The organism is Sporomusa sp. KB1, from assembly GCF_007830295.1.
Taxonomy (GTDB): Bacteria; Bacillota; Negativicutes; order Sporomusales; family Sporomusaceae; genus Sporomusa.
In genome coordinates, this window is record NZ_VLKC01000002.1 from 3,412,770 (window position 1) to 3,435,846 (window position 23,077).

Below are 23,077 nucleotides of genomic sequence, written 5' to 3' on the forward strand. Positions count from 1 at the left end.
GTTCGGTGATCGAAGTTCGAGTGTTCGAATGAGCAACGAATGAAGATAACGAACTAATAGATTAATCCTAATGCGCAGTCTTTCTTCTGTGAAGTTTTTAGGGAACATAATTTAGCAAGATGTTTACCTAATTTATATTCCTCGATAGCTCAGTTGGTAGAGCAATCGGCTGTTAACCGATTTGTCGTAGGTTCGAGTCCTACTCGAGGAGCCATTTATAGATGCCAAACGAGGCAGCTCGTTTGGCATCTATAATCTAAATATATATAATGGCGGCGTAGCTCAGTTGGCTAGAGCATTCGGTTCATACCCGAAGTGTCCGGGGTTCAAATCCCTGCGCCGCCACCAATTGCTTATCTGATAGAAAGAGGCTATGTTGAAACCTAAGTTTCAACATAGCCTCTTTCTATATTTTATTATTGCCGTCAGCTGTAATTAATTAGCAAAGTAGTTTTCCGTAGAATTTTATTGCTTTTTTGCACATGCTATGTAATAATAATATTGTAGAATAAAATTGGATTAATCCATTAATCCAATTGGTTAGGATGATAAATGTGATTGTACAAAAAATTGGTGTACCTATTTATCTGCAAGTAAAAGCGTATGTTCTAGACAAAATAAAAATGGGTTATTACAAGCCCGGTGATAAACTGCCTGCCGAACGTCAATTAGCGGAGATGCTAGGAATTAGTCGTAACACTGTCAGTGCTGCGTATAAAGAATTGCTTTTGGAAGGGATTCTTGATTCCGAACAAGGGCGAGGTACTTTTGTGCGTACCCAGACGGCAGATATAACATCGGCTGGTGCCGACATTGCCGGTAGCCGACTTGAACGGGCACTCAAGGTTATTGACTCAGCTATGACGCAGGTGGTTGAGCTTGGCTTTACTGTTGAGCAATTTGCTACTATTACTGCCATTCGTGCCAAAGAACGGGAACTGGCAACCCGTCAACTCAGGGTGGTTGTCGTAGAGGGGACACAGGAGTATGGTGAACGCTTTATCGATCAGCTTGGGCAAGTAGCTAATGCACACTTTGAAGCGGTTACGCTGCTCCAATTATCAACAGGTGCTGTAAGAACTGAGTATCTTGAGGCTTGTGATTTAGTGGTAACAACAATGGATCATCAGGCCGCAGTTGCTGAGATTCTTGGCAACAGTCCCAAGTTGATGGCTGTGGCTACCACGCCGAACCTTGAGGCGGTAATCAAACTGGCTCGTTTGCCGATTGATAGTGAGGTGGCTGTTATTGCCAAAACACAGGGCTTTATTGATGCTTTAGAACAACTTCTTGCTAAGATTGGGTGTAACGCTGTTAAGCTAATGCCTTATCTCGGGGAAGACCGGGAACAAATAAGGGCAGCTATAGTCAACTATAATGTGGTTATTACTGCCTGGGATTTGCAGAATGTCGTGCGTCAAGTAGCAAGTGCAACACAGGATATCATCACTTTTTATTATGAAATCGACCAGGGATCGCTCCAGCAGGTTGCTAGCCGGTTGGTTGCCGAGACTGATAAAGCAAAGGAGTAATGAAAGATGGCAGATAAGGTAAAGGTTGTATTAGGTGTAATTGGAGCTGACTGTCATGCTGTTGGCAACAAAATCCTCAACCATGCTATAACAGCAGCCGGTTATGAAGTAATTAATCTCGGTGTTCTGGTTCCACAGGAAGAATTTGTTAACGCAGCTATTGAAACTGATGCAAAAGCAATTCTGGTAGCTTCGCTTTATGGTCATGGTGAAATAGATTGTCGTGGATTAAGAGATCGTTGCCGCGAAGCCGGTATTGAAGATATCATGCTCTATGTTGGTGGCAACCTGGTTGTTGGTAAAACAGACTTTAACGAGGTTGAGAAAAAGTTTCTCGACATGGGATATAATCGTGTGTATGAACCAGGTACATTACCTGACAGAGTGATTGCAGACATGAAAGAGGACTTGAAATAAAAGGGGTCTTGTGCTTTGAATAACATTTTACTTATTGATTTTGGTAGTACTTATACCAAAATTACGGCAGTAGATGTTGATCGGGAAGAAGTATTAGGCACAGCTAGGGGTATCACAACGGTTGAAACAGATATTATGGATGGTCTCACGCAGGCGCTGTCGGACTTATTTGCGAAAACAGGTAAGCTTGAATTTGGCCAAGTATTAGGTTGTTCAAGCGCTGCGGGTGGACTGAAGATGATAGCTGTTGGCTTAGTGCCGGAGATGACTGCCGAAGCAGCCAAACGAGCCGCATTAGGTGCTGGTGCTAAGGTGCTAAAGGTATTTACTCACGAACTAAGTGAATATGAGATCGAAGAAATCGAAGAATTAAAGCCTGATATTATTCTTCTTGCTGGCGGGACTGATGGTGGCAATCAGAAAGTTATTATGCATAATGCCGAACTGCTCGCCGGACTGAAAATGGATGTACCAGTGGTGGTAGCTGGCAATAAATCGGTTACACCCAAAGTTGTCAAAATTCTATCAGAAAAGCTTACGGAAGTCCGGCCTACTGAAAACGTCATGCCGAAGTTGGATGAACTCAATATTGAGCCCGCTCGTATTGTTATTCGTGACATTTTTCTAAAGCGGATAACCGAAGCAAAGGGATTAAATCGCGCGAATAAAATGGTTGACCGGTTGGTTATGCCAACACCAGCCGCCGTTCTTACAGCCTCTGAACTTTTAAGTCAAGGCGGGGACGGAGAGCCGGGACTGGGCGATTTGATGGTCATGGATATTGGTGGGGCTACTACTGATGTGTATTCTATCGCCAAAGGTGATCCTACAGCTGGCGGGGTGTCGCTCAAAGGTTTGTCTGAGCCTTTTGGCAAACGTACAGTTGAGGGTGATTTGGGAATGCGTTATAGTGCCGGGGCGCTCCTAAGGGCAGCCGGAGCTCAGATGATTGCCAGTTATGCTGGAACTTCGCCGGAAGAAGTAGTTGCCTATGCTGCTAAAGTGGAAGCCGATATTGACCATCTGCCACAAACAGATACAGAAGACAGTATTGAGATTGCTATGGGTAAAGCCTGTGTACGGTTGAGCGCAGATAGGCATGTTGGTCATCTGGAAACCTATTTTACGCCTTTTGGTACAAGCCTTGTTCAGACAGGTAAGGATTTGACCAAAGTGGCCACTGTAATTGGCACTGGCGGGGTTATTGTCAACCATCATAAGCCTGAGGAAATATTGAAGGGCATTGTGTTTGATGAAACCACCCCTCAAGTACTTAAGCCTCAGCAGCCTGAGTTTTTTATTGACAAGGACTACATTATGGCATCGATGGGGCTGTTGGGCGAAGAATATCCAGCAGTGGCTGTGCGAATGATGAAAAAATATATTGTTAACAAATAGAGATTAGAGGAGGCTTTTCCACATGGAACTTAAAAATAAAAAGTGGACTCATGACGAGTTTAATGCCATTCGCCAAGAGGTTCTCAACCAATGGCCGACTGGTAAAGATGTTAATTTTGAAGAAGCTGTAAAATATCATGAAACCATTCCTGCCAAGCGTCATTTTGCTAAACGTCTGGTTAAGGCCAAGAAAAATGGTGAAACACTGACCCAACCGCGCGCTGGTGTTGCTCTTATTGATGAACATATTAATCTATTAAACTTCTTGAAAAAAGAAGGGGAAGCCGACCTGCTGCCAACCACTATTGACAGCTATACTCGTCAGAACCAATATGAAGCTTGTCAAAAAGGCATTGATGAAAGTCTTAAAGCTGGTCGCTCGTTACTAAATGGTTTTCCGGCCGTTAATCATGGTGTAGCCGGCGTACGCCGGGTTGTTGAAAGTGTTGATGCTCCGCTGCAGGTTCGTCATGGCACCCCGGATGCCCGTCTCCTAGGCGAGATTACGATTGCTGCTGGTTATACTTCCTATGAAGGCGGCGGTATTTCCTATAATATTCCTTATGCTAAAAGTGTTTCATTGGAAAAAACAATTTTTGATTGGCAGTATTGTGATCGCATGATCGGGTTGTATGCTGAACATGGGATTGAGATTAACCGGGAGCCGTTTGGTCCACTGACTGGCACCTTGGTACCGCCTAGCGTTTCCCATGCTGTTGCTGTTATCGAAGGTATTTTGGCCGCTGAGCAAGGGGTAAAGAATATTACCTTAGGTTATGGTCAATGTGGCAATTTAATTCAGGATATTGCAGCTATTAAAGCACTTGAACAGCTTGCGGAAGAATATATGCTCAAACATGGCTATGCCGATTGTGTACTTACTACCGTATTCCATCAGTGGATGGGCGGTTTCCCACAGGATGAGGCCAAAGCCTTTGGCGTTATTTCCTGGGGCGCAGCAACGGCAATACTGGCTAAAGCTACCAAGGTTATTGTTAAAACTCCGCATGAGGCGCTGGGTATTCCTACGAAGGAGGCCAATGCTCAGGGGCTTAGAACCACCAAGCAAATGATTAATATGCTCAAAGATCAGGCATTCCCGCTGACCAGTGAGCTGCAGACAGAAATTAATATCATTAAAGCGGAAACTCGCTGCATTCTTGACAAGGTATTTGAATTGGGTAATGGCGATTACGCGGTTGGTTCAGTTCGCGCCTTCGAAGCCGGTGTTCTTGATGTACCATTTGCTCCAAGCAAATTCAGCTTGAATAAAATCCTGCCTGCCCGCGATAATAACGGTGCTGTACGTTTGTTCGAGGTTGGCAACCTGCCATTTACTCCCGACCTTGTTGCTTTCCACCAGGAAAAAATAGCAGAGCGGGCCAAAGCCGAAGGGCGTGCGCCTAGCTTCCAAATGGTTATTGATGATATTTATGCCATTTCCAAAGGCCATCTGGTAGGTCGTCCGCGTTAGAGTTAGAATCTATCCATAGTCGAACTATAAAAAACAGCAGGCGAGAAAGCCGGGTGAAGCATCTCGCCTGCTTACTAAATAAAAGGTAATAAAGGAGCTTGGATAATGAAAATACTTGATGTAGTTTGTTCAAAAGGCCGTACTGGTTTTTATTTTGATGATCAAAGGGCTATTAAAGCAGGGGCTGGACATGATGGCTTTACCTATATTGGAAAGCCGGTTACTGACGGTTTCAAAGCGGTGCGTCAGGCTGGTGAAGCTGTGTCGGTTATGATCATTGTGGAAGATGGCCAAATCGGTTATGGTGATTGCGCAGCTGTTCAGTACAGCGGTGCAGGCGGACGTGACCCGTTGTTCTTGGCTGAAGACTTTATCCCGGTTATTGAGAAAATGATTAAGCCTCGCCTAATTGGCCGCGAACTGAATTCCTTCAAAGAACTGGCCGAAGAAGTCGACAATTTGAATGACGAAAATGGCAAACGTATTCATACTGCACTACGCTATGGCGTGACCCAAGCCATTCTTGACGCTGTTGCTAAAGCCAAAAAACAGCTTATGTGTGAGGTTGTTGCTGACGAATATAAGACTCAGGTGAGTGAAACCGGAATTGCTATCTTTACTCAGTCAGGTGATGACAGGTATAATAATGTTGACAAGATGATTATTAAACATGCCGAAGTATTGCCTCATGGCCTTATCAATAATGTTAAGGAAAAACTGGGTGAAAACGGCGAATTGTTATTAGAATATGTTGGTTGGCTTCGTGATCGTATTATGAAGCTTAAAACTACGCCTGATTATGCACCTGTACTGCACATTGACGTTTATGGAACTATTGGTTTGGCGTTCAAAAATGATGTTGATCGCATAGTGGAATATTTCCGTCAGTTAGAAAAAGCTGCCGCACCTTTACACCTCCGCATTGAAGGTCCTGTTGACGTGGAAGAACGCGAACAGCAGATTAAAGTACTTGCTGAAATTACCTCCCGCCTTCACAAAGAAAACATCAAGGTTGAAATTGTGGCTGACGAGTGGTGCAATACTTTGCAGGATATTAAAGACTTTGCGGACAACGGTGCAGGCGACATGCTGCAAATCAAAACACCTGACCTTGGTGGCATAAACAATATTATTGAAGCAGTACTATATTGCCAGAAAAAAGGTGTTGGTGCTTACCAAGGCGGTACTTGCAACGAGACTAACCGCTCGGCAGAAGTGTGTGTGCATGTGGCTATGGCTACCAAACCAGCACAAATGCTGGCTAAGCCTGGCATGGGCGTAGATGAAGGCTATATGATTGTTTATAATGAAATGCAACGCATTCTTGCAGTGAGAAAATCACGGAAGTAATGTAAGAATTTGGGGGTACTTGTTAGATGAAGTCCACAGTTACTATGGGTCTTGGCGACCAACTTATGTATGCCAGCTACTTTGCACCGCGTGGCCGCAATCGGATGTATATTCTGGGGCAGCAAATAAGCGAACGCTATTTATCGCCGCTTGACCGGCTAATTGGTGTCATTGGTGACGCCGGTGCCGGTAAGTCTTCGCTGGTAAAAGGTATGTTCCCTGGTTTGGAACTCACCAATGATGATGACGGTGTCAATATCCGGCCGCTGCCGCTCTTAAAGAATATTGATAGAGGCTTTTTTTCCAGCCATACCTACCATGTGGATATTCGGTTTGAACTGGCATTCACACAAATTCATGTTTTAGCGGAAGTCGTTCAGCAAGCGCTGGATCATGGTAAACGGGTTATTGTGGAACACTTTGATCTTTTGTACCCCATACTCAAAACTAACGCCGATGTACTCATCGGCGTTGGCGGCGAGGTTATTGTTGTACGTCCTACGATATTTGGTCCTATACCGCAGGAGATACGTGATGTTGTTGTAAAAACCTTGCAATACCGAAAAATGGCCCATACGGCAGAAGACCTTACTAACCGTATCTTAGTTAAAGAATATGGTGCTATCTTGGAATTTCGTCATCGTGACGTTCACCACGGCTTTGTACTGGAATATCCGTTGGAATTATCGGTAGCGTTACCGGAAGTTGAACGCAAGGTGAATCGAATGATTGACGAAGGTATCAACATTAGCTATTGTGATGAAGAACATATTAAAATTGATGAGATGACGTGGAGTTGCTCGGGTCCGCGCACCCATGTGCGTAATACGGAGGAAATAGAAAACTTCCGCCTTATTCCTGAATATAAATATGACCCTAAGACCCGGACATACCTAATTATTGGTCTTGTTGGCCCTATGTCTGATACGCTTGATGGTTTTATGCTTTAGTGCACCATCAAGGACTAGAGACTGATTGCTGTTATAGCTTCTAATCAGTTTTTTTTCTTTAAGGGAGGTTATTATGAATGAATTAAAACCGGCGCAAGCCGGTACTCTTGAGTCTAACGATATTATGATAACAATGGCGCCAGGTGCTCAGGGAAGCGGTGTCGTTATTGATCTTGAAAGCATTGTATTGGCGCAGTACGGCCCAGCGATAAAGCAAGCAATTGCTGCTGTCGTTGCAGAACAAAACGTTACTGATATATATATTAAAGCAGTTGATCGAGGGGCGCTTGATTGTACCATTCAGGCACGAACGCTGACTGCTCTTGCCCGGATGGGCGTCATTCCCCCAAAGGAGCTGATATAATGGATTTGCGCCGAACTATGCTTTTTATGCCTGGTAATAATCCTGGCATGCTGCAAAACGGTGGTGTATTCGGGGCTGATGCCATTATTCTTGACCTGGAAGATGCTGTTGCTCCTCAGGAAAAGGATGCTGCACGGCTATTGGTGGCCCAGGCGTTGAAAACTATTGACTATGGTACCAGTGAAAAGGTCGTACGGATTAATCCGCTAGATACTTTTGCACATAAAGACATCCCGGCCATCGTACCTTGCTGTCCGGATGCCATTTTGGTACCAAAGGTTGAAAGTCCGGAAGATATACAGGAAGTAGCTCGCTTAGTGGCAGTTGCTGAAAAACCAGGGCAAGCACCGGTAAAACTGATTGCCCTGTTAGAAACCCCACGTGGTATTGCTGAAGCTTATCAAATTGCTAAAGCAGACAAACGGGTAGTGGCATTGGCTTTTGGGGCGGAAGACTATACGGCGTCATTGGGGGCTAAACGTACGAAGGAAGGTACAGAAATATTTACCGCCAGGACAATTGTAGTGAATAGTGCCGCTGCTGCCGGAATCCAGTCTATTGATACCCCGTTTACTGATGTTAATGACCGTGAGGGGCTTGTGGCAGATACCCAACTTGCGAAACAGCTTGGTTTTAAAGGTAAGCTGACCATTAACCCACGACAAATAGATGATATCCATAACGTATTTAACCCAACTGCGCAAGATATTAACTGGGCTGAGCGGATAATTAAAGCGATCCGTAAGGCAGAAGCGGAAGGCGCAGGGGTAGCTTCGCTTGATGGTAAGATGGTAGATGCTCCTATTGTCGCCAGAGCGGAACTCATACTGTATCTGGCCCGTTTGCTGGGCTTGGCAAAGGAGGCTTAACTAATGAATAAATTAACAAATGCCATTGGTCGTGATCTGCCGGAATCTATTGAAGGATATGGTAAGGTGCGGCCTTTTGCCGGTGCTTTTGCCACACTGCCTGATATGCCGCGCCAGGCACCAAAGGTAAAACGGGCGTTGCCTGGTGAGCAAAAACTGGTAGAAAATATAGAGACAGTATTTAAACGAATCCCGATAAAAGATGACATGACACTCTCTTTCCACCATCATTTACGAAATGGCGATGGCGTTGTCAACCTGGTACTCGCTGTTGCTGCTAAGTTGGGACTTAAGAACTTAACCGTTGCAGTGAGCTCGGTATTTCCTGTACATGCCCCGCTGGTGGAGTATGCTAAAAATGGTGTGGTTGTAGGGCTTGACACTAACTATATGTCGGGCCCGGTAGCACAAGCCGTGTCCAATGGTGTATTTCCCCGGCCTGTAGTGATGCGGACCCACGGTGGTCGTGCGCGAGCGATAGAATGTGGGCAACTAAAAATTGATGTAGCCTTTATTGCTGCTCCTGCTGCTGACGATTATGGCAATGTAAATGGCGTGGAAGGTCCTGCTGCCTGCGGTTCACTCGGCTATGCTATTCCTGATGCCCAGTATGCCGACCATGTTGTCGCTATTACAGATCATTTGATGCCTTATCCGCTATCCCCTGTTTCTATTCCACAAACGCGTGTCGACTATGTTGTTAAAGTAGATTGTATCGGTGATCCGAAAGGTATTGTTTCCGGTACGACGAAAATCACGCGCGATCCTGTCGGTCTTAAAATTGCAGAAACAACAGCCAAAGTTATTAAAGCCGCTGGTTTGCTTACAGATGACTTTTCCTTCCAGACAGGAGCTGGTGGTGCATCCCTCGCAGCTGCCTATTATGTCCGGCAGATGATGGAAGAGGCAGGCGTTACCGGCAGCTTTGCCTTAGGCGGTATAACCGGCTATATGGTGGAGATGCTGGAGGCTGGGCTCTTTAGAAAACTGATTGATGTGCAGAGCTTTGACCTTGATGCTGTGCGGTCAATAGCGGCCAATCCCAAACACTTGGAAGTAGGCGCTGACTATTATGCCAGTCCTTTTACTATGGGAGCTGCTGTAAATAAGCTGGATGTAGTGGTGCTTGGGGCCACTGAGATTGATACAGCTTTTAACGTTAATGTAGTTACTGGTTCTGATGGTGTTGTTATGGGTGGTTCAGGCGGACACAGTGATGCAGCTGCCGGTGCCAAGATGACCATTATTGTCACTAATCTGCTGCGTGGTCGTCTGCCGATTATCAAGGGTCAAGTGTTAACGGTGACTACTCCTGGCGAGACAGTAGATGTGCTGGTTACCGAACGCGGCATAGCTGTTAATCCGAACCGTACCGATCTCTATGAAAAATTTAAGGCGGCAGGTTTGCCGTTAAAAACAGTAGAAGAACTACAGGAACTGGCGGAAAAAATGGCAGGCATACCTGAAAATATTACTACTGGAGAAAAAATTGTGGCTGTGGTCGAATATCGCGACGGTACTGTGATTGATGTAGTGCGTCAAGCAAAGTAAGTACACTGGCAGTTAAGGAGGCGTGTGGCATGTGGGAAAACTATGATATACGAGAAATTAACCTGGATAGTCCCGGAGAAGTAGAAAGTGTTCGTGCTTTCCTTGCTGCTTTTGATCTTACTTTTACGGCTACTGTTGACTACACGATTGCTCTTTATCAAAATAATGAAATGATTGCTACCGGCTCGCTGGCGGGGGAAGTGCTGCGGAATATTGCTGTTGCTCCTCAAATGCAGGGCGAGGGTTTGACCGCTGATGTGGTAAGCCGCCTGATACAGCAAGCCGGGCAGCGCGGTATTTACCACTACTTTATCTATACGAAACCCAGTGCTGCACCTATGTTTAGTGCATTAGGATTTAAGGAGTTAGCCCGTAGTGAGCCACATGCTATACTACTGGAGGCCGGGATAGGCTCAATTGACGAGTATTGCCGGGAAATATCCCGCAAAGTCGAAGGCTTGCCGTCTGGTCCAAGGGCCGTACTAGTAGTCAATTGTAATCCATTTACATTGGGGCACAAGGCTGTAATCGCTAAAGCAGCCCAAGATAACCAAGCTGTTGTCGTGCTTGTTGTCAGTGAAGAACGCTCGTTGTTTCCCTTTGCTGTCCGCTTGCGCCTGGTGCGGGAGGGACTGGCTGAATTCAGCAATATTTTAGTGTTGCCTGCCGGTAAATACATTATTTCCGCAGCAACCTTTCCTGGCTATTTTACGCGTGGAGAAGCTACTGTTATAGCGCAGACACGTCTTGATGCCACAATATTTGCCCGCTACATTGCTCCAGCGCTGGGCGTTACCAGGCGTTATGTGGGAGAGGAACCTTATTGCGCAACGACCGGCAGCTATAATGACGCCTTGGCTGATATTCTGCCGCAATATGGGATTGGTCTTGAGACTATCCCCCGTATTACTGTTGGTGGCAAGGTTATCAGTGCATCACAGGTACGAGAGTTCATCCGTCAGGATAACTGGCCGGCGATTAAAGAGCTGGTTCCTGATACTACATACAAGTATCTAATCTCGCCAGAAGCTCAGCCAGTGCTTGCTACTGTTAAAGCGGTGGATTCGCGGCATTGAAAAATAATGCAATGACAGGTACAATATAGCATATATAATGTGTAATTTGCTTACTATAGGAGAAAAAGCGAATTGTTACCAAAATAGGGGGCTTATAATAAATGGATATAGGCGAAGCAGCATTAAAACTTCACCGTGATAATCAAGGAAAATTGGCAGTAACCTCTAAAGTACCATTATCATCCAGGCATGACCTTAGTTTGGCTTATACGCCAGGAGTTGCAAAACCGTGCATGGAAATAAAAGACAACAAAGAGTTGTCTTTTGAACTTACCTGCCGGGGCAATATGATTGCCGTTGTTTCTGATGGTACCCGCGTCTTAGGCCTGGGCGACATTGGACCGGAAGCAGCTCTGCCGGTAATGGAAGGCAAATCTGTTTTATTTAAGATGTTTGGTGATATTGATGCTGTACCTATTTGTCTTGACACCAAAGATCCTGATAAAATCATTGAAACAGTTAAACTTTTGCAGCCTACTTTTGCGGGAATTAATTTGGAGGACTTATCCTCACCAAAGTGCTATGACATTGAAGATGCGTTGAAAGAACAAATGGATATTCCGGTTTTCCATGACGACCAGCATGGAACAGCTATTGCTGCAGTATCGGCGCTAATGGGGGCACTGCGGTTTGTGAAAAAAGAGCTGGCAACGGCGAAGATTGTTGTTAATGGTGCTGGCGCTGCCGGTACTGCCATTGGACGTTTGCTGGTTAATGCTGGTGCAAAAAATGTATTTATGGTTGATGTTCATGGCGCGCTGCACAAAGGTATGACAGGCCTTAACCGTGTTCAGACTGAATTAGCTAAGGTCACTAATCTAACTAAACTAGAGGGCAATCTGGAATTTGTGTCCAAACATGCAGATGCATTGCTTGGCGTATCGGCTCCAGGGGCCTTTACCAAAGATATTATCCAAAGCATGAACCCGGATTCTATTGTGATTGCCATGGCCAATCCGATACCAGAAATAAGCTATGAGGATGCCAAAGCTGCCGGAGCCAGAGTAGCTGGGACAGGACGCTCTGATGCTCCCAATCAAGTAAATAATGTAACTGTGTTTCCCGGAGTGTTCCGGGGAGCCATTGATGTAAGAGCCCGTCAAATCAATGAAGCTATGAAGATTGCGGCCGTTAAGGCGATTAGTAGTTTGATTCCTGAGAATGAGCTCAGAGAAGACTATATTGTGCCTGATCCTTTCGATCCACGTATTGCACCTGCTGTTGCTGCCGCTGTTGCTAAGGCTGCGATGGAGACAGGGGTAGCCCGGATCAAAGTTGATCCTGAAGAAATTCGTAAAAGAACAGCTGAACGGATTAAGCATAACCGTTAAGTTAGGAGGAAGAATGCGTACAATTGATGCTTCACAAATCACAGAGGCTATTGCCAAGCTTGCTGTCGATGCAAATTATTATTTGTCTGACGATATGCGCAGTGCATTAGAAACGGCCAAGGAGCAAGAAGAGTCGCCGCTGGGGAAAGCTATTATTGGACAACTGGTAGAAAACGCCTGTATTGCCCGTGACGAACAAGTTCCTATTTGCCAGGATACGGGGATGGCTGTCATATTTATGGAAATTGGCCAAGACGTTCACATTGCTGGCGGCAGCTTGTCTGATGCCGTTAATGCGGGAGTGGCTAAGGGCTACACCGAAGGTTATTTAAGAAAATCAGTGGTTTCAGAACCATTGTTTAACCGTAAAAATACCGGCAACAATACGCCGGCGGTATTACATACCACTATCGTTCCTGGTGATAAAATCAAGATTGTTCTGGCTCCTAAAGGTTTTGGCAGTGAGAATATGAGTGCACTCAAAATGTACAAGCCCTCAGATGGCTTGCCGGCAATTAAGAAGTTTCTTGTAGACACTATTTTTAATGCGGGTCCTAATCCCTGTCCGCCAATTGTTGTTGGTATTGGTATCGGCGGTACGATGGAGAAAGCGGCATTTTTAGCTAAAAAAGCTTTAATTCGTCCTGTCAATCAGCGAAATTCCCATCCTGAATATGCTAAACTTGAACAAGAATTCCTAAGTCTAGTCAATCAAACAGGCGTAGGGGCGCAAGGGCTTGGCGGAAGGATAACGGCACTTGCTGTTAATATCGAATACTATCCAACTCATATAGCGGGCTTGCCAGTGGCGATCAATATCAATTGTCATGCCACCCGCCATGCTGAAGTTGAGTTATAGAGAGGTATTAGAGATGGAAAATACAATAAAAATTACAACTCCGTTGACCGAGGATAAAGCCCGTAAGCTTAAAGCCGGTGATTTTGTTCTTATTACCGGAACCATTTATACTTCACGGGATGCCGCACATAAACGCATGGTGGAAGCCTTGGCCGCAGGTGAAAAGCTTCCGGTTGACTTTAAAGATCAAATTATCTATTATGTTGGCCCAACTCCTGCCAAACCCGGTCAGGCAATTGGATCAGCAGGACCAACTACCAGTAGTCGTATGGATGCCTATGCGCCGCGCATGCTTGAGGAAGGTTTGCGGGGGATGATCGGCAAAGGCTACCGCTCCCCGGCTGTTGTTGAGGCTATGAAAAAACATGGTGCCGTATATTTTGCCGCTACCGGTGGTGCGGCTGCGCTGATTGCCAAAACTATAAAAAAATATGAGGTCTTGGCGTATGAGGATCTTGGTCCTGAGGCACTGGCTCGTTTAACTGTGGAAGATTTTCCGGCAATTGTTGTTATTGACAGCGAAGGTCGAAATTTCTATGAACAAGGTCAAGAAAAATACCGTACGATCAATTGCTAATGAATCTTTGGATGCCGCAAAACCAAAGGCTTGGCGGCATCCAAAAAATCCTTGAAACCCTGCTTGACAAACAAATGAAATATCAGTATAATATATTTTGTGACTACGGGGCGTGGCTCAGTTTGGTAGAGTACCTGGCTTGGGACCAGGGGGTCGCAGGTTCGAATCCTGCCGCTCCGACCACTTTATCTTAGGATAAAAAAAGTCATTGTTGCGGGTGTAGCTCAATGGTAGAGCACTAGCCTTCCAAGCTAGCTACGAGGGTTCGATTCCCTTCACCCGCTCCATTTTATGTCTAATAACATATGCGCCTGTAGCTCAGCGGATAGAGCAACCGCCTTCTAAGCGGTTGGTCGTAGGTTCGATTCCTACCAGGCGTGCCAGAGAAATCAAGGCTTCCGAGGAATCGGAAGCCTTTTGTTATGGTAAACTTGCCGTTTATTTGCCGTTTATTTTCAAAAAACACTACAAATAAACACTAAAAATATATAAAGATACAAAAAGTTAAGCAGGCTATTTGGCCTGCTTTAAAAAACTTTATTTGCTCTTTCCGTTATAGGCTATCATCTTTAAAGTAAGCCTTAATTAATATGAAGAATGCTACTACTCCCAAACCGGTATAAAAAAGAATATTTAATATGTCGCCTTTAGTGAACCCTATAATCTTCATGTTAGTAAATATCAGCTTCCATGTAGATCGGGGAATGGTATTAATCCAAACAACGCTAGGATCATCTTTGTCATAAATTACTGGTATTCTACTGGTAAGAGAATACTGGTGATCTAGTTCAATATTATTTGTGAATCCATCATATGTAATTGCATGAATGTGTCTGGTTTCTGTTTGTGTGTATTTTTGCCAGAATTTACTTACACGTCCATTTTGGGGTTCATATTCGCTAATAGTTGCGATCGTTTCTACACCGTACTTTTTTAGTTTTATTGCAGTGTGAATGTTTGTTCCAATGTCTAACAGAAGCGAAAGCATAAAACAAGTTATAAGGAGAAATATAATCCAAAATAGTGCTTTAGATCGTGTTGTATTGTGCATTTTTTCAAACTAACCCCTTCCAAATAGAGTCAGAATTATTATATCATTTTATAATAGATATCGAAAAAGCAGGCTATTTTGCCTGCTTTTTTTGTTTCTCCAATATCTCTTTTCCTTTAGCTTTACTATCTGCTAATATGCCTGCCATTATATCGATTGTATTACGTGAGCGTAAATATCGGTAGTGGTAGAAGTTCGGGCGTGTCCTAGTTTACCGGATACTGTGCGAACGTCTACGCCGCTTTTGATTAAGAAGCTGGCCGCCATGTGCCTAAAGCTATGCGGCGATATGTGTGGCAAGTTATTTGCTTCTGTAAATTTACTAAGCCAATTATTCAATGTGTCGGGGTGCATTGCTTTACCGTTCCAGGTACAGAATAAAAAATCGTTTTCCGGTTCTTCTGCGCCTTCCCATTTCCCGCCCTTTTCTATTGTGCCACCTAGTTTTAGCCTTTTTGCAGCTTGTTCTGCCTTATGGCGTTTCAATATAGCCATAACAGTGGGCGGGGCTGATACTATACGGCTGGATAATTCGGTTTTTGGTTCTTTAAGGGTTAGCCCTTCACCTGATATATATTGTAGGGTATGGCGTATTTTTAATATATTTCGGTCAATGTCTATTGAATTCCATTTAAGGGCGAATAATTCTCCGCGTCTCATGCCTGTTGATAGTGCCAGCAGTATTAGCGCTTGATACTTTGTTTCTTCGGCGTCTAGTTTGGCCAGAAATTCAGATAGTGTCTGTTCATTATATACGGTAATATGTGGTGATGTGGCTTTTGGTGTGTCGGTACGTTCGCAAGGATTAGCAGAGCATAGGCCCCACTTTATAGCGCAGATGAGCCACCGGGAAAGGGGAGGGAAACCTCCCCAACTTCCTTGGAGATAGTATATCACCTCTTTTGATAAAATGAAATGGCTTAACACGGAAGTATTATTTATTGTGGTGGCCGCTCTATATTTTTCCTCTCGGAAACCAGTGGGTGGACTCGAAATGACAGCCGATGTATTGATGGTGATCGCCTTGATATTGATTGTAGTAAAACATATTGTGTATAGGTGGTACAAATGAAATACGAATTCGAATCGGAAAAAGATTTAATCCTGTTTATTATTGATAATATAGTCACGACACGCGAAGCTATGGAGATACTCGGCTGCTCCCGGCAAAACATTGATGATTTGATTAAACGCGGGAAGCTGACACCGGTTAAGAAGTGGGACAGAGATAAACTGTTCTGGAAGTCAGATATAATGAAAAGGATAAAGCCGATATAAGTAGCAAAGCCCCTGGCGTGTGCCGGGGGCTTATTTCTTCTGTCAGCCTACTTTGGTTTCAGAAGGAAGTTTTTTATTTAATTTTGAAATCTAAATTTGAAACTTGCCAATGGCATCCTGAAGATCGGATGCCAATTTTGCCAATGATTGACTAGAGGCTGCGATTTCTTCCATGGATGCCGATTGCTCCTCTGTGGCTGCAGAAACAGTCTGCGTCTCGGATGCCGCCTGTTTACTAGCCATATCAATCTTCTGGATAACGTCGACCAGTGTTTGATTGCCATCGGCAATCTGCTGGATAGCACTAGTAATATCTGAAATTTGCTCAGAAAGTCGAAGAATTGCATCTACAATTTGTTTAAAGGTTTCTCCTGTATTATGCACCAAGGAAACACCAACTTCAATACCAGTGGCTCCCGCTTGGGTGGTGGTAACAACTTGATTCAGATTGGTCTCGTTTTTTGCTACCAGGGTGCCGATTTGTTGAGCTGCCTGATTGGATTCTTCCGCTAATTTGCGGACTTCTTCCGCTACCACGGCAAAACCGCGTCCCTGTTCACCGGCCCTAGCTGCTTCAATAGCGGCATTCAAGGCCAGAAGGTTGGTTTGTCCCGCTATAGAAGATATAAGAGTGACCATTTCACGAATATCCCGGGAGCTGTTGCTTAGTTCGGTTATACATTCCTGCGTAGCGGCAGTATTTTGACCAATCTCATTCATTTGTTTTACCGCTTGCTCCGCTATCTGCTGTCCCTGTTCAGCCGACTGGGTAGTAGCGGCAGCTGTATTGGATACATTACTCGCTGATCGAGAGATGTGAGTTACTTGCTCTGTCATATTTTGAGCGATACCTTGGATTTGGTCAGCGTTTTCTGATTGCAGATCCGCGCCGTGAGCAATTTCAGTAATGGATCCGGCAACTTGATTGGCGGCATCGGCCGATTGCTGAGCGCTGGCTGTTAGTTCCTCGCTGGAGGCGGCTAATTGATCGGACTGAGACTGAACTTGCTGTACTAGGCTGCGCAAATTTTGATTCATAAGCAGCATACTATCTTCCAATTCTCCTATCTCATTCTTGGTATGGAATGCTTTTGTCCGGTTTATTAATTTACCTTCGGCAATTTCTTTAGCAATTTGATTGATGCGTAAAATCGGGCGGGCAGACGATCGACTAAGCCAGAAAGTGAAGCCTAATGCAAGTAAGAAACAAAAAAAGGAAGTTCCGAATAAAAGTCTTGATAAGGTTGTAGTTTCACTGGCGGCATCGGCTTCAGTCGTTGTCACCAATAAGAACCAGCGTTGGCCGCCAGGCAAGTCAATTGGGTTAAACGAGCCGATTTGCTCGACACCGGATGTATTCGGTTTGTATTGCACAGCAACATGACCATTTTTCTCAGCTGCTTCTGCAAAAGCGGTGCTTAGCCTAGGGTCAATCCCTTCGGTGATGTTTAATTTATTCTTCAGTTCTGCGGATATCTCACCGGTTTTGACGTTCATATTGCCAGGAATTTCCGGGCGGGTGGGATGTGCCAAATAGATGCCGTTGTTGTCAAGCAAAGCACCGTACCCTTTTTGCTTGAACTTAATATCTTGTACAATTGGAATTAATTTATCCAAAGAATAATTGCCAAACAGGATGCCGATAAATTCATTCCCACGCATGACGGGAATACATAATGATACAGACTGCTTCTGAGTACCTCGGGACAGAAATACCTCAGAAATATATGGCTTTTTTGTAGCTACTACTTTTTTAAAAAATTCCCGTTCACTGACATTAACCGTGAAATTCGCCGCATTAATCAACATGCCATCTGGAGAAGCAAAAGAAATGTCATCGAATTTATCCAGGCGCTGCTGTGCTTCTTTTAGGGCCGGCTGAATTTGTGTTTTATCGCCGCTTTGCAGTCTTGCTATACTAGCGAGATCCTGCAATTGAGACATAGATAATGCAAGCTCTGATTGGACATGGGCGACAGCCTTAGATACTACTGCTTCTTCTGTCTGATTTAGGCTTTCGCGCAGAGATTTCTCAGAAAAATAGTACCCCGTGCAGGATACGAGTAGCAATGTGCCGACAACTAAGGCGCCGATTAGGGTCATTAGCTGAAACCGGATACTTTGAGTGAACTTCATGATAGTCATCTCCCTAGTAAAATATTTTATATTACAGATAAAAACTTGATTTCTACTTTTTACTTTATAAAAAGATATTGCTAATATTCTTACTAATTAAGCTCTAATCAGGCTGAGTGGATGATATTTAAAAAGTATTATAGGCTTTATGAAATACTCATTTTATAAGTTATGTAATTACTACTTACTACTACAAAATAGCAATAAATCCCTCCTATTTACAAAAAATAAAAAGGAATTATTTATCGTGCTGTCTCAATTATACTTTAGAAGATATTGTTTATGTATTTACAGAACAAATGTTCTATGGTATAGTAATACCGAACAAATGTTCTGCGGGGAGGGTGTTACTATGGCTAACGACAAAAACAAGGAATTCGAAAAGAATATCGAAATGGGCAAAGAAAAGGCTCTGGAAAACGCATTACGCGGCATTGAAAAAGAATTCGGTAAAGGCGCGATCATGAAGCTGGGCGAAGCTGCCGCGCAAATGAATGTGGAGGTAATCCCTACCGGCTGCCTGCCGATCGATATGGCTTTAGGCGTTGACGGTGTACCGCGTGGCCGGGTGATTGAAATATTTGGCCCGGAATCGTCGGGTAAAACTACGGTAGCCCTGCATATTATTGAGAAGCGCAGAAAATGGACGGCGTTGCTGTGTTCATTGACGCTGAACATGCACTTGACCCGACCTACGCGAAAAGGCTGGGCGTTGATATAGATAATTTACTGATTTCTCAACCTGACAATGGAGAAGAAGCACTTGATATCGCAGAGGCCTTGGTGCGCAGTGCAGCGGTAGATGTTATTGTTATTGACTCTGTGGCTGCCCTGGTGCCAAAGAGTGAGATTGATGGCGATATGGGCGATTCACATGTTGGCCTTCAGGCTAGGCTAATGTCACAGGCCTTGCGTAAATTAACAGGTTTTGTGAGTAAGTCTCGAACCACAATTATTTTTATTAATCAATTACGGGAAAAAGTTGGTGTTATGTTTGGTAACCCTGAGACAACTACAGGGGGCCGGGCCTTAAAATTTTATGCCTCTGTTCGGATGGATGTCCGGAAAGGCGAGGCACTAAAACAAGACAATGTTGTTGTTGGCAGTCGGACTAGGGTAAAAGTCGTTAAAAATAAAATTGCTCCGCCATTTAAGAAAGCCGAGTTTGATATTATGTACGGCGAGGGTATTTCGCGGGTAGGCAGTCTGATTGATCTAGGAGTAGATTTGGATATTATTGCCAAGAGTGGCGCTTGGTTTTCATATAAAGCAAATCGATTGGGGCAAGGTCGGGAAAACGTAAAAATCATGCTAAAAGAAAATCCGGAGCTTGCAAACGAAATTGAGCAGGCTATCAGGGATAAGATAGCGGGCGGCGCGGAAATGCCGACAGGAACTTCTACTCCTGAGGATAACACCGACGAAGAAGCAAGTTACAGCTTAACAGAGGAGGCGTAACATACGATGCGGAGCTTTGATGAAATAATAGCTGCAGGAGTTATCCGTCATCCAGACGAAGCCGAATGTTTATTTTATGGCAATCATGTTCCCAATCAAGAAAATGGTGCTTTTTTCATGGGAAATTTATTAATCATGGCTACCACAGAACATGAAAATGGCATTATAATAGAACATGTGAGCGCCAGTCTGCCATATGGAAAATTAGATTCACAAGACATTAGGGATATTAAAGAAATTTTTTGGTTGCCACACGAAATAAAAGATGTAGTAAGATTGCATATACCGTCAAAGATAGTTCATTTACAGAGAAAACGTAAAGTTCGAGTCGCGTAATTATAGTAAAATTGGGTGTGCAATTGGTGTGCAATTAACCATGTTTTTTAATAATTTTACGGCTTTTTGCTAAAGATAAATCACGTACTTACTGGATTTGCAAGGTTTTAAAGCCCACTTTTTCACACTTCTAAGCGGTTGGTCGTAGGTTCGATTCCTACCAGGCGTGCCAGAGAAATAAAGGGTTTGCGGGTGATGCAAGCCCTTTAATTATGTCAAGTTGCCGTTTATTTGCCGTTTATTTTCAAAAAAGCATACAAAAGAATACCAAAGATATCAAAAGTTAAGCAGGCTATTTGGCCTGCTTTTTTCGTTTCTCTATAGCATTTTTACCTTCAAGTGTACTCTTCTCTAAGAAGCTTCCATAATGTCAGCGGTTTGCTGCTCAGCCGACTGTATTACATGTGCATATATATCTGTAGTGGTGGATGTACGAGCGTGACCGAGTTTGGCGCTAACAGTGCGAATATCTACCCCGCTCCTTATTAAAAAGCTGGCAGCCATATGCCTAAAGCTATGTGGTGAAATATGGTCCAGTAAAAACGCTCCATTTCAATAGGGAAGCGTTCCATATAATATAGGAGCGCTGCGGTAATAAGGGAGCGCTGATACTAACGGAGTTTTCATATGAATGTGTAAACAGCGATGTATTTAATAGTGCACATGAGCAGTTAGCGAATTTCAGAAACCGACACAAATAATATGGTATTTTGAGTTAAGAAAAGTTAAGGTTTTTTGAAGCTGAAAAGGCAATTGCAGTAGGCCGCGGCGATGAATTTTGCATGTACCCTTTGCACCCCAAAAATGCACCCTGGCTGGGATGCAAATAAGATGCATAAAAAAGTGTGCACATGAGTGCGTTTCCCGCCCGTAAAGCTGCGAGTTATTAAGTATATAGGTTTTTAATTGTCCAGTAAAATATAAGAAGCCCGCCAGGGGCTTAAAAATGGGAGAGATAATAATGAAAAATGTAAAGATGGAAGTAGCCGGCGACATTCTAACAATCACAGTGGATCTGAGCAAGCGCTATGGAAAGAGCAGCAGCGGTAAGAATGTGATTGTGGCCAGCAGTGAAGGTAATCAGGTCGGTACCGGAGACGGATTATAAGATTGGATTGAATATCTACACTAAGGCCGGCGAGGAGTGAAGCACCATAGAACAAAGGAGAAAACGCGGAGCTCCGCCCGGGAATAAGAATGCGGCCGGCCATGGAGCTCCAAAAGGCAATAAGAATGCCGCCAGTAATTGTGGCGGCCGGGGTGGTCCGGTGGGTAATAAGTATGCTGTCGGGCGGGGTAGGCCAAAAAAGGTAGTTGCTGAGTCTGTAACGGGGACGTAGGTGGCCAAGGTAGCTGCATGATTTCGAGTCGTACAGCTTGTTTTTTCAGTTTACTGGTACCCGACGAATACTGCGAGCTGGATAAGGGTCCAAACTATCTGTCCAAACTTGTATTAGGGAAGCATTTTAAGAGGGGAGAAGTAAAAGCCGAAATTAAAACGGCAGATGTACAAACAGACTTCACTAAGAAAAACTCAAAAAAATCAATAGGGTAAGTTAGATTGTTTTGGATTCTTAAAAGGGTATTCGGATTATTGGGTTGAAATCTACCTAGCATAGTCATTAAAGAACCATAAATTTATGTGACAAGGTTTGGAGGCGAATTTCCTATGGACGGCAAAGTAGTAGAATCCTCAATCAAATCCGAAGCAAGACGTGCGTTTCTCGCGCTCTGCATGCATAAAACACGACTCTTACAAGAGCCTGTTGTCGATCCCTATATGGCTTGTGGACATCCAAATCCATCTGGCCTTGGCGAAGCAGCCCGCTTTTCGCAAACTGGTTCCTGGGGGCAAAGTTCAGTTTTGTTTCCTAATCTTGAGACCTATCGTTTAGCGGACAAATGCGGCAGAGCACCTTATGGCGGGGCGGAATATGGCGTTCCTCAGACGCCCGAAGCCGATGTTGTGTGTAGAAAAATTGCGGCGCTTCATAAAGGTCATAGCGCCGTCATCTGTCCCTCGGGATTATCTGCGATTGCGACAACTTTAGACGCATTTTCACCAAAAGCGGTTCTTATCCCTGACAATGTATATGGGCCAATGATCCGATTCCTGAACCGACGACGTATAACCCAAATCCGATATCCATCAGGCGCTTCAACAGATGAATTTAGCTCGGCCCTATTAAAAGCGCGTATCGAATATCCTCAACGCGAAGACTTGATTGTCTATATCGAGGCTCCGGGCAGCGGTACTTTTGAAATCCCCGACATCGATGGTATTATAGCTGCATCACAAAATGCGAAGTTACGTACTGTTATGGACAACACATGGGCAAGCCACGTCCGTTTTATACCGCTTGAACATGGTATAGATGTTGTTGTGCAAGCGACAACTAAATACGAAGGTGGATATGGTGATACTCCATCGGGTATTGTTATCGCCAAGCACCCACAAGACATGCAGATCATCGCCGACGAATTGCGCGCAACCGGTAATGGTGCGGTCGCACCAACGACTTGCTCGCGGCTTTATCATAGAATTGATTCTACAGAAGAACGTCTCAATCAACACGCCGACACCGCACAGCGGCTGATCGACTGGTTCTTGAAACAGCCTTTCGTCACCGCCGTCCTGTCGCCGACTTTAGAAACCTCACCTTATCACGAACGTTTTAAACGCTATTTCGGCAAAGGGAATGGCCTTTTTAGCGTCGTTTTCCATCCGGAAATATCGGCAAAACATATAGAGGATTTTGTCGATGCACTACACTTGTTCTGGGTTGCCGAAAGCTGGGGCGGGCATTTGTCGCTGGTATTGCCAGTGCATGCCAAGCGCGAAGTCACACCCCTGCCGGATGGTTATGTTTTACGTTTCCACGCCGGACTCGAAGAATACCAAGATCTTTTGCGTGATCTCAATCAAGCGACAGGGTGCTTATCGTAAATAAATATGCTGTTGGGAGCGGCAGGCCGAAAAAGGCTGTTGCCGGCTTGGAGTAGTCTGTTACTCACTGTTGGTGAACATACTCTGCTACAGGTGATAGGGGGCGAGACTAAGATCCCGCCC

22 protein-coding genes, 5 tRNA genes and 1 pseudogene are annotated in these 23,077 nt (G+C 44.4%); 24 read left to right on the forward strand and 4 right to left on the reverse strand.

Annotation, left to right across the window (positions count from 1 at the left end; genetic code table 11):
* Positions 1-138: 138 nt before the first annotated feature.
* From SALPA_RS19465 to SALPA_RS19550, 18 genes are all read left to right on the forward strand, one after another.
* Positions 139-214: transfer RNA gene (locus SALPA_RS19465), tRNA-Asn, on the forward strand.
* Positions 215-271: 57 nt separating this feature from the next.
* Positions 272-348 (forward strand) — tRNA-Met (locus SALPA_RS19470).
* Between the two features lie 206 nt (positions 349-554).
* A complete protein-coding gene (locus tag SALPA_RS19475; RefSeq protein WP_145097779.1) occupies positions 555-1,532 on the forward strand; it encodes a GntR family transcriptional regulator in 978 nt (325 codons plus the stop codon).
* 6 nt (positions 1,533-1,538) lie between these two features.
* A complete protein-coding gene (gene glmS / locus SALPA_RS19480; protein ID WP_145097782.1) occupies positions 1,539-1,949 on the forward strand; it encodes a methylaspartate mutase subunit S in 411 nt (136 codons plus the stop codon).
* Positions 1,950-1,964: 15 nt separating this feature from the next.
* Positions 1,965-3,347: a methylaspartate mutase accessory protein GlmL gene (gene glmL / locus SALPA_RS19485; RefSeq protein ID WP_145097785.1), complete on the forward strand. Its 1,383-nt coding sequence runs from the start codon at positions 1,965-1,967 to the stop codon at positions 3,345-3,347.
* Between the two features lie 22 nt (positions 3,348-3,369).
* The gene (locus SALPA_RS19490; protein ID WP_145097788.1) at positions 3,370-4,821 is read left to right on the forward strand and encodes a methylaspartate mutase subunit E; all 1,452 of its coding nucleotides are present in this window, start codon (positions 3,370-3,372) and stop codon (positions 4,819-4,821) included.
* Positions 4,822-4,926: 105 nt separating this feature from the next.
* Positions 4,927-6,171, forward strand: a complete 1,245-nt coding sequence (locus SALPA_RS19495; RefSeq protein WP_145097791.1) for a methylaspartate ammonia-lyase — start codon at positions 4,927-4,929, stop codon at positions 6,169-6,171.
* Between the two features lie 26 nt (positions 6,172-6,197).
* The gene (locus SALPA_RS19500) at positions 6,198-7,121 is read left to right on the forward strand and encodes an alanine-tRNA synthetase second additional domain-containing protein (protein WP_255451270.1); all 924 of its coding nucleotides are present in this window, start codon (positions 6,198-6,200) and stop codon (positions 7,119-7,121) included.
* Positions 7,122-7,191: 70 nt separating this feature from the next.
* Positions 7,192-7,485 carry a citrate lyase acyl carrier protein gene (gene citD / locus SALPA_RS19505; RefSeq protein ID WP_145097794.1) on the forward strand — a complete coding sequence of 98 codons (294 nt, stop codon included), beginning with the start codon at positions 7,192-7,194 and terminating at the stop codon, positions 7,483-7,485.
* Positions 7,485-8,354 carry a CoA ester lyase gene (locus tag SALPA_RS19510; protein ID WP_145097797.1) on the forward strand — a complete coding sequence of 290 codons (870 nt, stop codon included), beginning with the start codon at positions 7,485-7,487 and terminating at the stop codon, positions 8,352-8,354. Before citD ends, SALPA_RS19510 begins: the two co-directional genes overlap by 1 nt.
* A 3-nt stretch (positions 8,355-8,357) precedes the next feature.
* Complete coding sequence (gene citF / locus SALPA_RS19515) at positions 8,358-9,905, forward strand: citrate lyase subunit alpha (RefSeq protein ID WP_145097800.1); 1,548 nt, start codon at positions 8,358-8,360, stop codon at positions 9,903-9,905.
* Between the two features lie 29 nt (positions 9,906-9,934).
* Positions 9,935-10,981: a [citrate (pro-3S)-lyase] ligase gene (gene citC, locus SALPA_RS19520; protein WP_145097804.1), complete on the forward strand. Its 1,047-nt coding sequence runs from the start codon at positions 9,935-9,937 to the stop codon at positions 10,979-10,981.
* A gap of 101 nt (positions 10,982-11,082) precedes the next feature.
* On the forward strand, positions 11,083-12,312 hold the full coding sequence (locus SALPA_RS19525) for an NADP-dependent malic enzyme (protein ID WP_145097807.1): 1,230 nt from the start codon (positions 11,083-11,085) through the stop codon (positions 12,310-12,312).
* Between the two features lie 13 nt (positions 12,313-12,325).
* On the forward strand, positions 12,326-13,171 hold the full coding sequence (locus SALPA_RS19530; RefSeq protein ID WP_145097810.1) for a fumarate hydratase: 846 nt from the start codon (positions 12,326-12,328) through the stop codon (positions 13,169-13,171).
* Between the two features lie 13 nt (positions 13,172-13,184).
* Complete coding sequence (locus SALPA_RS19535; protein ID WP_145097812.1) at positions 13,185-13,748, forward strand: Fe-S-containing hydro-lyase; 564 nt, start codon at positions 13,185-13,187, stop codon at positions 13,746-13,748.
* 106 nt (positions 13,749-13,854) lie between these two features.
* Positions 13,855-13,931: transfer RNA gene (locus SALPA_RS19540), tRNA-Pro, on the forward strand.
* 30 nt (positions 13,932-13,961) lie between these two features.
* Positions 13,962-14,035 (forward strand) — tRNA-Gly (locus SALPA_RS19545).
* Between the two features lie 20 nt (positions 14,036-14,055).
* A tRNA-Arg gene (locus tag SALPA_RS19550) sits at positions 14,056-14,131 on the forward strand.
* A 170-nt stretch (positions 14,132-14,301) separates the two neighbouring features.
* Here the strand turns inward: SALPA_RS19550 and SALPA_RS19555 are convergent.
* Entirely contained in the window at positions 14,302-14,736 is a 435-nt protein-coding gene (locus SALPA_RS19555) for a hypothetical protein (RefSeq protein WP_222428061.1), read from the reverse strand.
* A gap of 210 nt (positions 14,737-14,946) precedes the next feature.
* On the reverse strand, positions 14,947-15,696 hold the full coding sequence (locus SALPA_RS19560) for a site-specific integrase (RefSeq protein WP_186451145.1): 750 nt from the start codon (positions 15,694-15,696) through the stop codon (positions 14,947-14,949).
* A 13-nt stretch (positions 15,697-15,709) separates the two neighbouring features.
* Here SALPA_RS19560 and SALPA_RS30520 point away from each other — a divergent pair, with 13 nt between their 5' ends.
* On the forward strand, positions 15,710-15,871 hold the full coding sequence (locus tag SALPA_RS30520) for a hypothetical protein (RefSeq protein WP_222428062.1): 162 nt from the start codon (positions 15,710-15,712) through the stop codon (positions 15,869-15,871).
* On the forward strand, positions 15,868-16,077 hold the full coding sequence (locus SALPA_RS19565) for an AlpA family transcriptional regulator (RefSeq protein WP_145097821.1): 210 nt from the start codon (positions 15,868-15,870) through the stop codon (positions 16,075-16,077). The genes SALPA_RS30520 and SALPA_RS19565 overlap by 4 nt, the downstream gene beginning before the upstream one ends.
* A 90-nt stretch (positions 16,078-16,167) precedes the next feature.
* On the opposite strand, the gene SALPA_RS19570 is transcribed toward SALPA_RS19565, so the two are convergent.
* The gene (locus SALPA_RS19570) at positions 16,168-18,213 is read right to left on the reverse strand and encodes a methyl-accepting chemotaxis protein (protein ID WP_186451146.1); all 2,046 of its coding nucleotides are present in this window, start codon (positions 18,211-18,213) and stop codon (positions 16,168-16,170) included.
* A 388-nt stretch (positions 18,214-18,601) separates the two neighbouring features.
* On the opposite strand from SALPA_RS19570, the pseudogene recA reads away from it, so the two are divergent.
* Together recA and SALPA_RS19580 are read left to right on the forward strand one after the other, a co-directional pair.
* Positions 18,602-19,671: pseudogene (gene recA, locus SALPA_RS19575) on the forward strand (recombinase RecA).
* 6 nt (positions 19,672-19,677) lie between these two features.
* A complete protein-coding gene (locus SALPA_RS19580) occupies positions 19,678-20,007 on the forward strand; it encodes a hypothetical protein (protein ID WP_145097826.1) in 330 nt (109 codons plus the stop codon).
* Between the two features lie 351 nt (positions 20,008-20,358).
* Here the strand turns inward: SALPA_RS19580 and SALPA_RS33300 are convergent, their stop codons facing one another.
* A complete protein-coding gene (locus tag SALPA_RS33300) occupies positions 20,359-20,544 on the reverse strand; it encodes a tyrosine-type recombinase/integrase (protein ID WP_370516740.1) in 186 nt (61 codons plus the stop codon).
* A 424-nt stretch (positions 20,545-20,968) separates the two neighbouring features.
* Here SALPA_RS33300 and SALPA_RS19590 point away from each other — a divergent pair, with 424 nt between their 5' ends.
* Both SALPA_RS19590 and SALPA_RS19600 read left to right on the forward strand, forming a co-directional pair.
* Positions 20,969-21,115 (forward strand): hypothetical protein, encoded by a 147-nt coding sequence (locus SALPA_RS19590; RefSeq protein ID WP_255451271.1) that lies wholly within the window; start codon positions 20,969-20,971, stop codon positions 21,113-21,115.
* Positions 21,116-21,676: 561 nt separating this feature from the next.
* Positions 21,677-22,954, forward strand: coding sequence for a PLP-dependent aspartate aminotransferase family protein (locus tag SALPA_RS19600; RefSeq protein WP_145097832.1), 1,278 nt, complete (start codon positions 21,677-21,679; stop codon positions 22,952-22,954).
* Positions 22,955-23,077 lie beyond the last annotated feature (123 nt).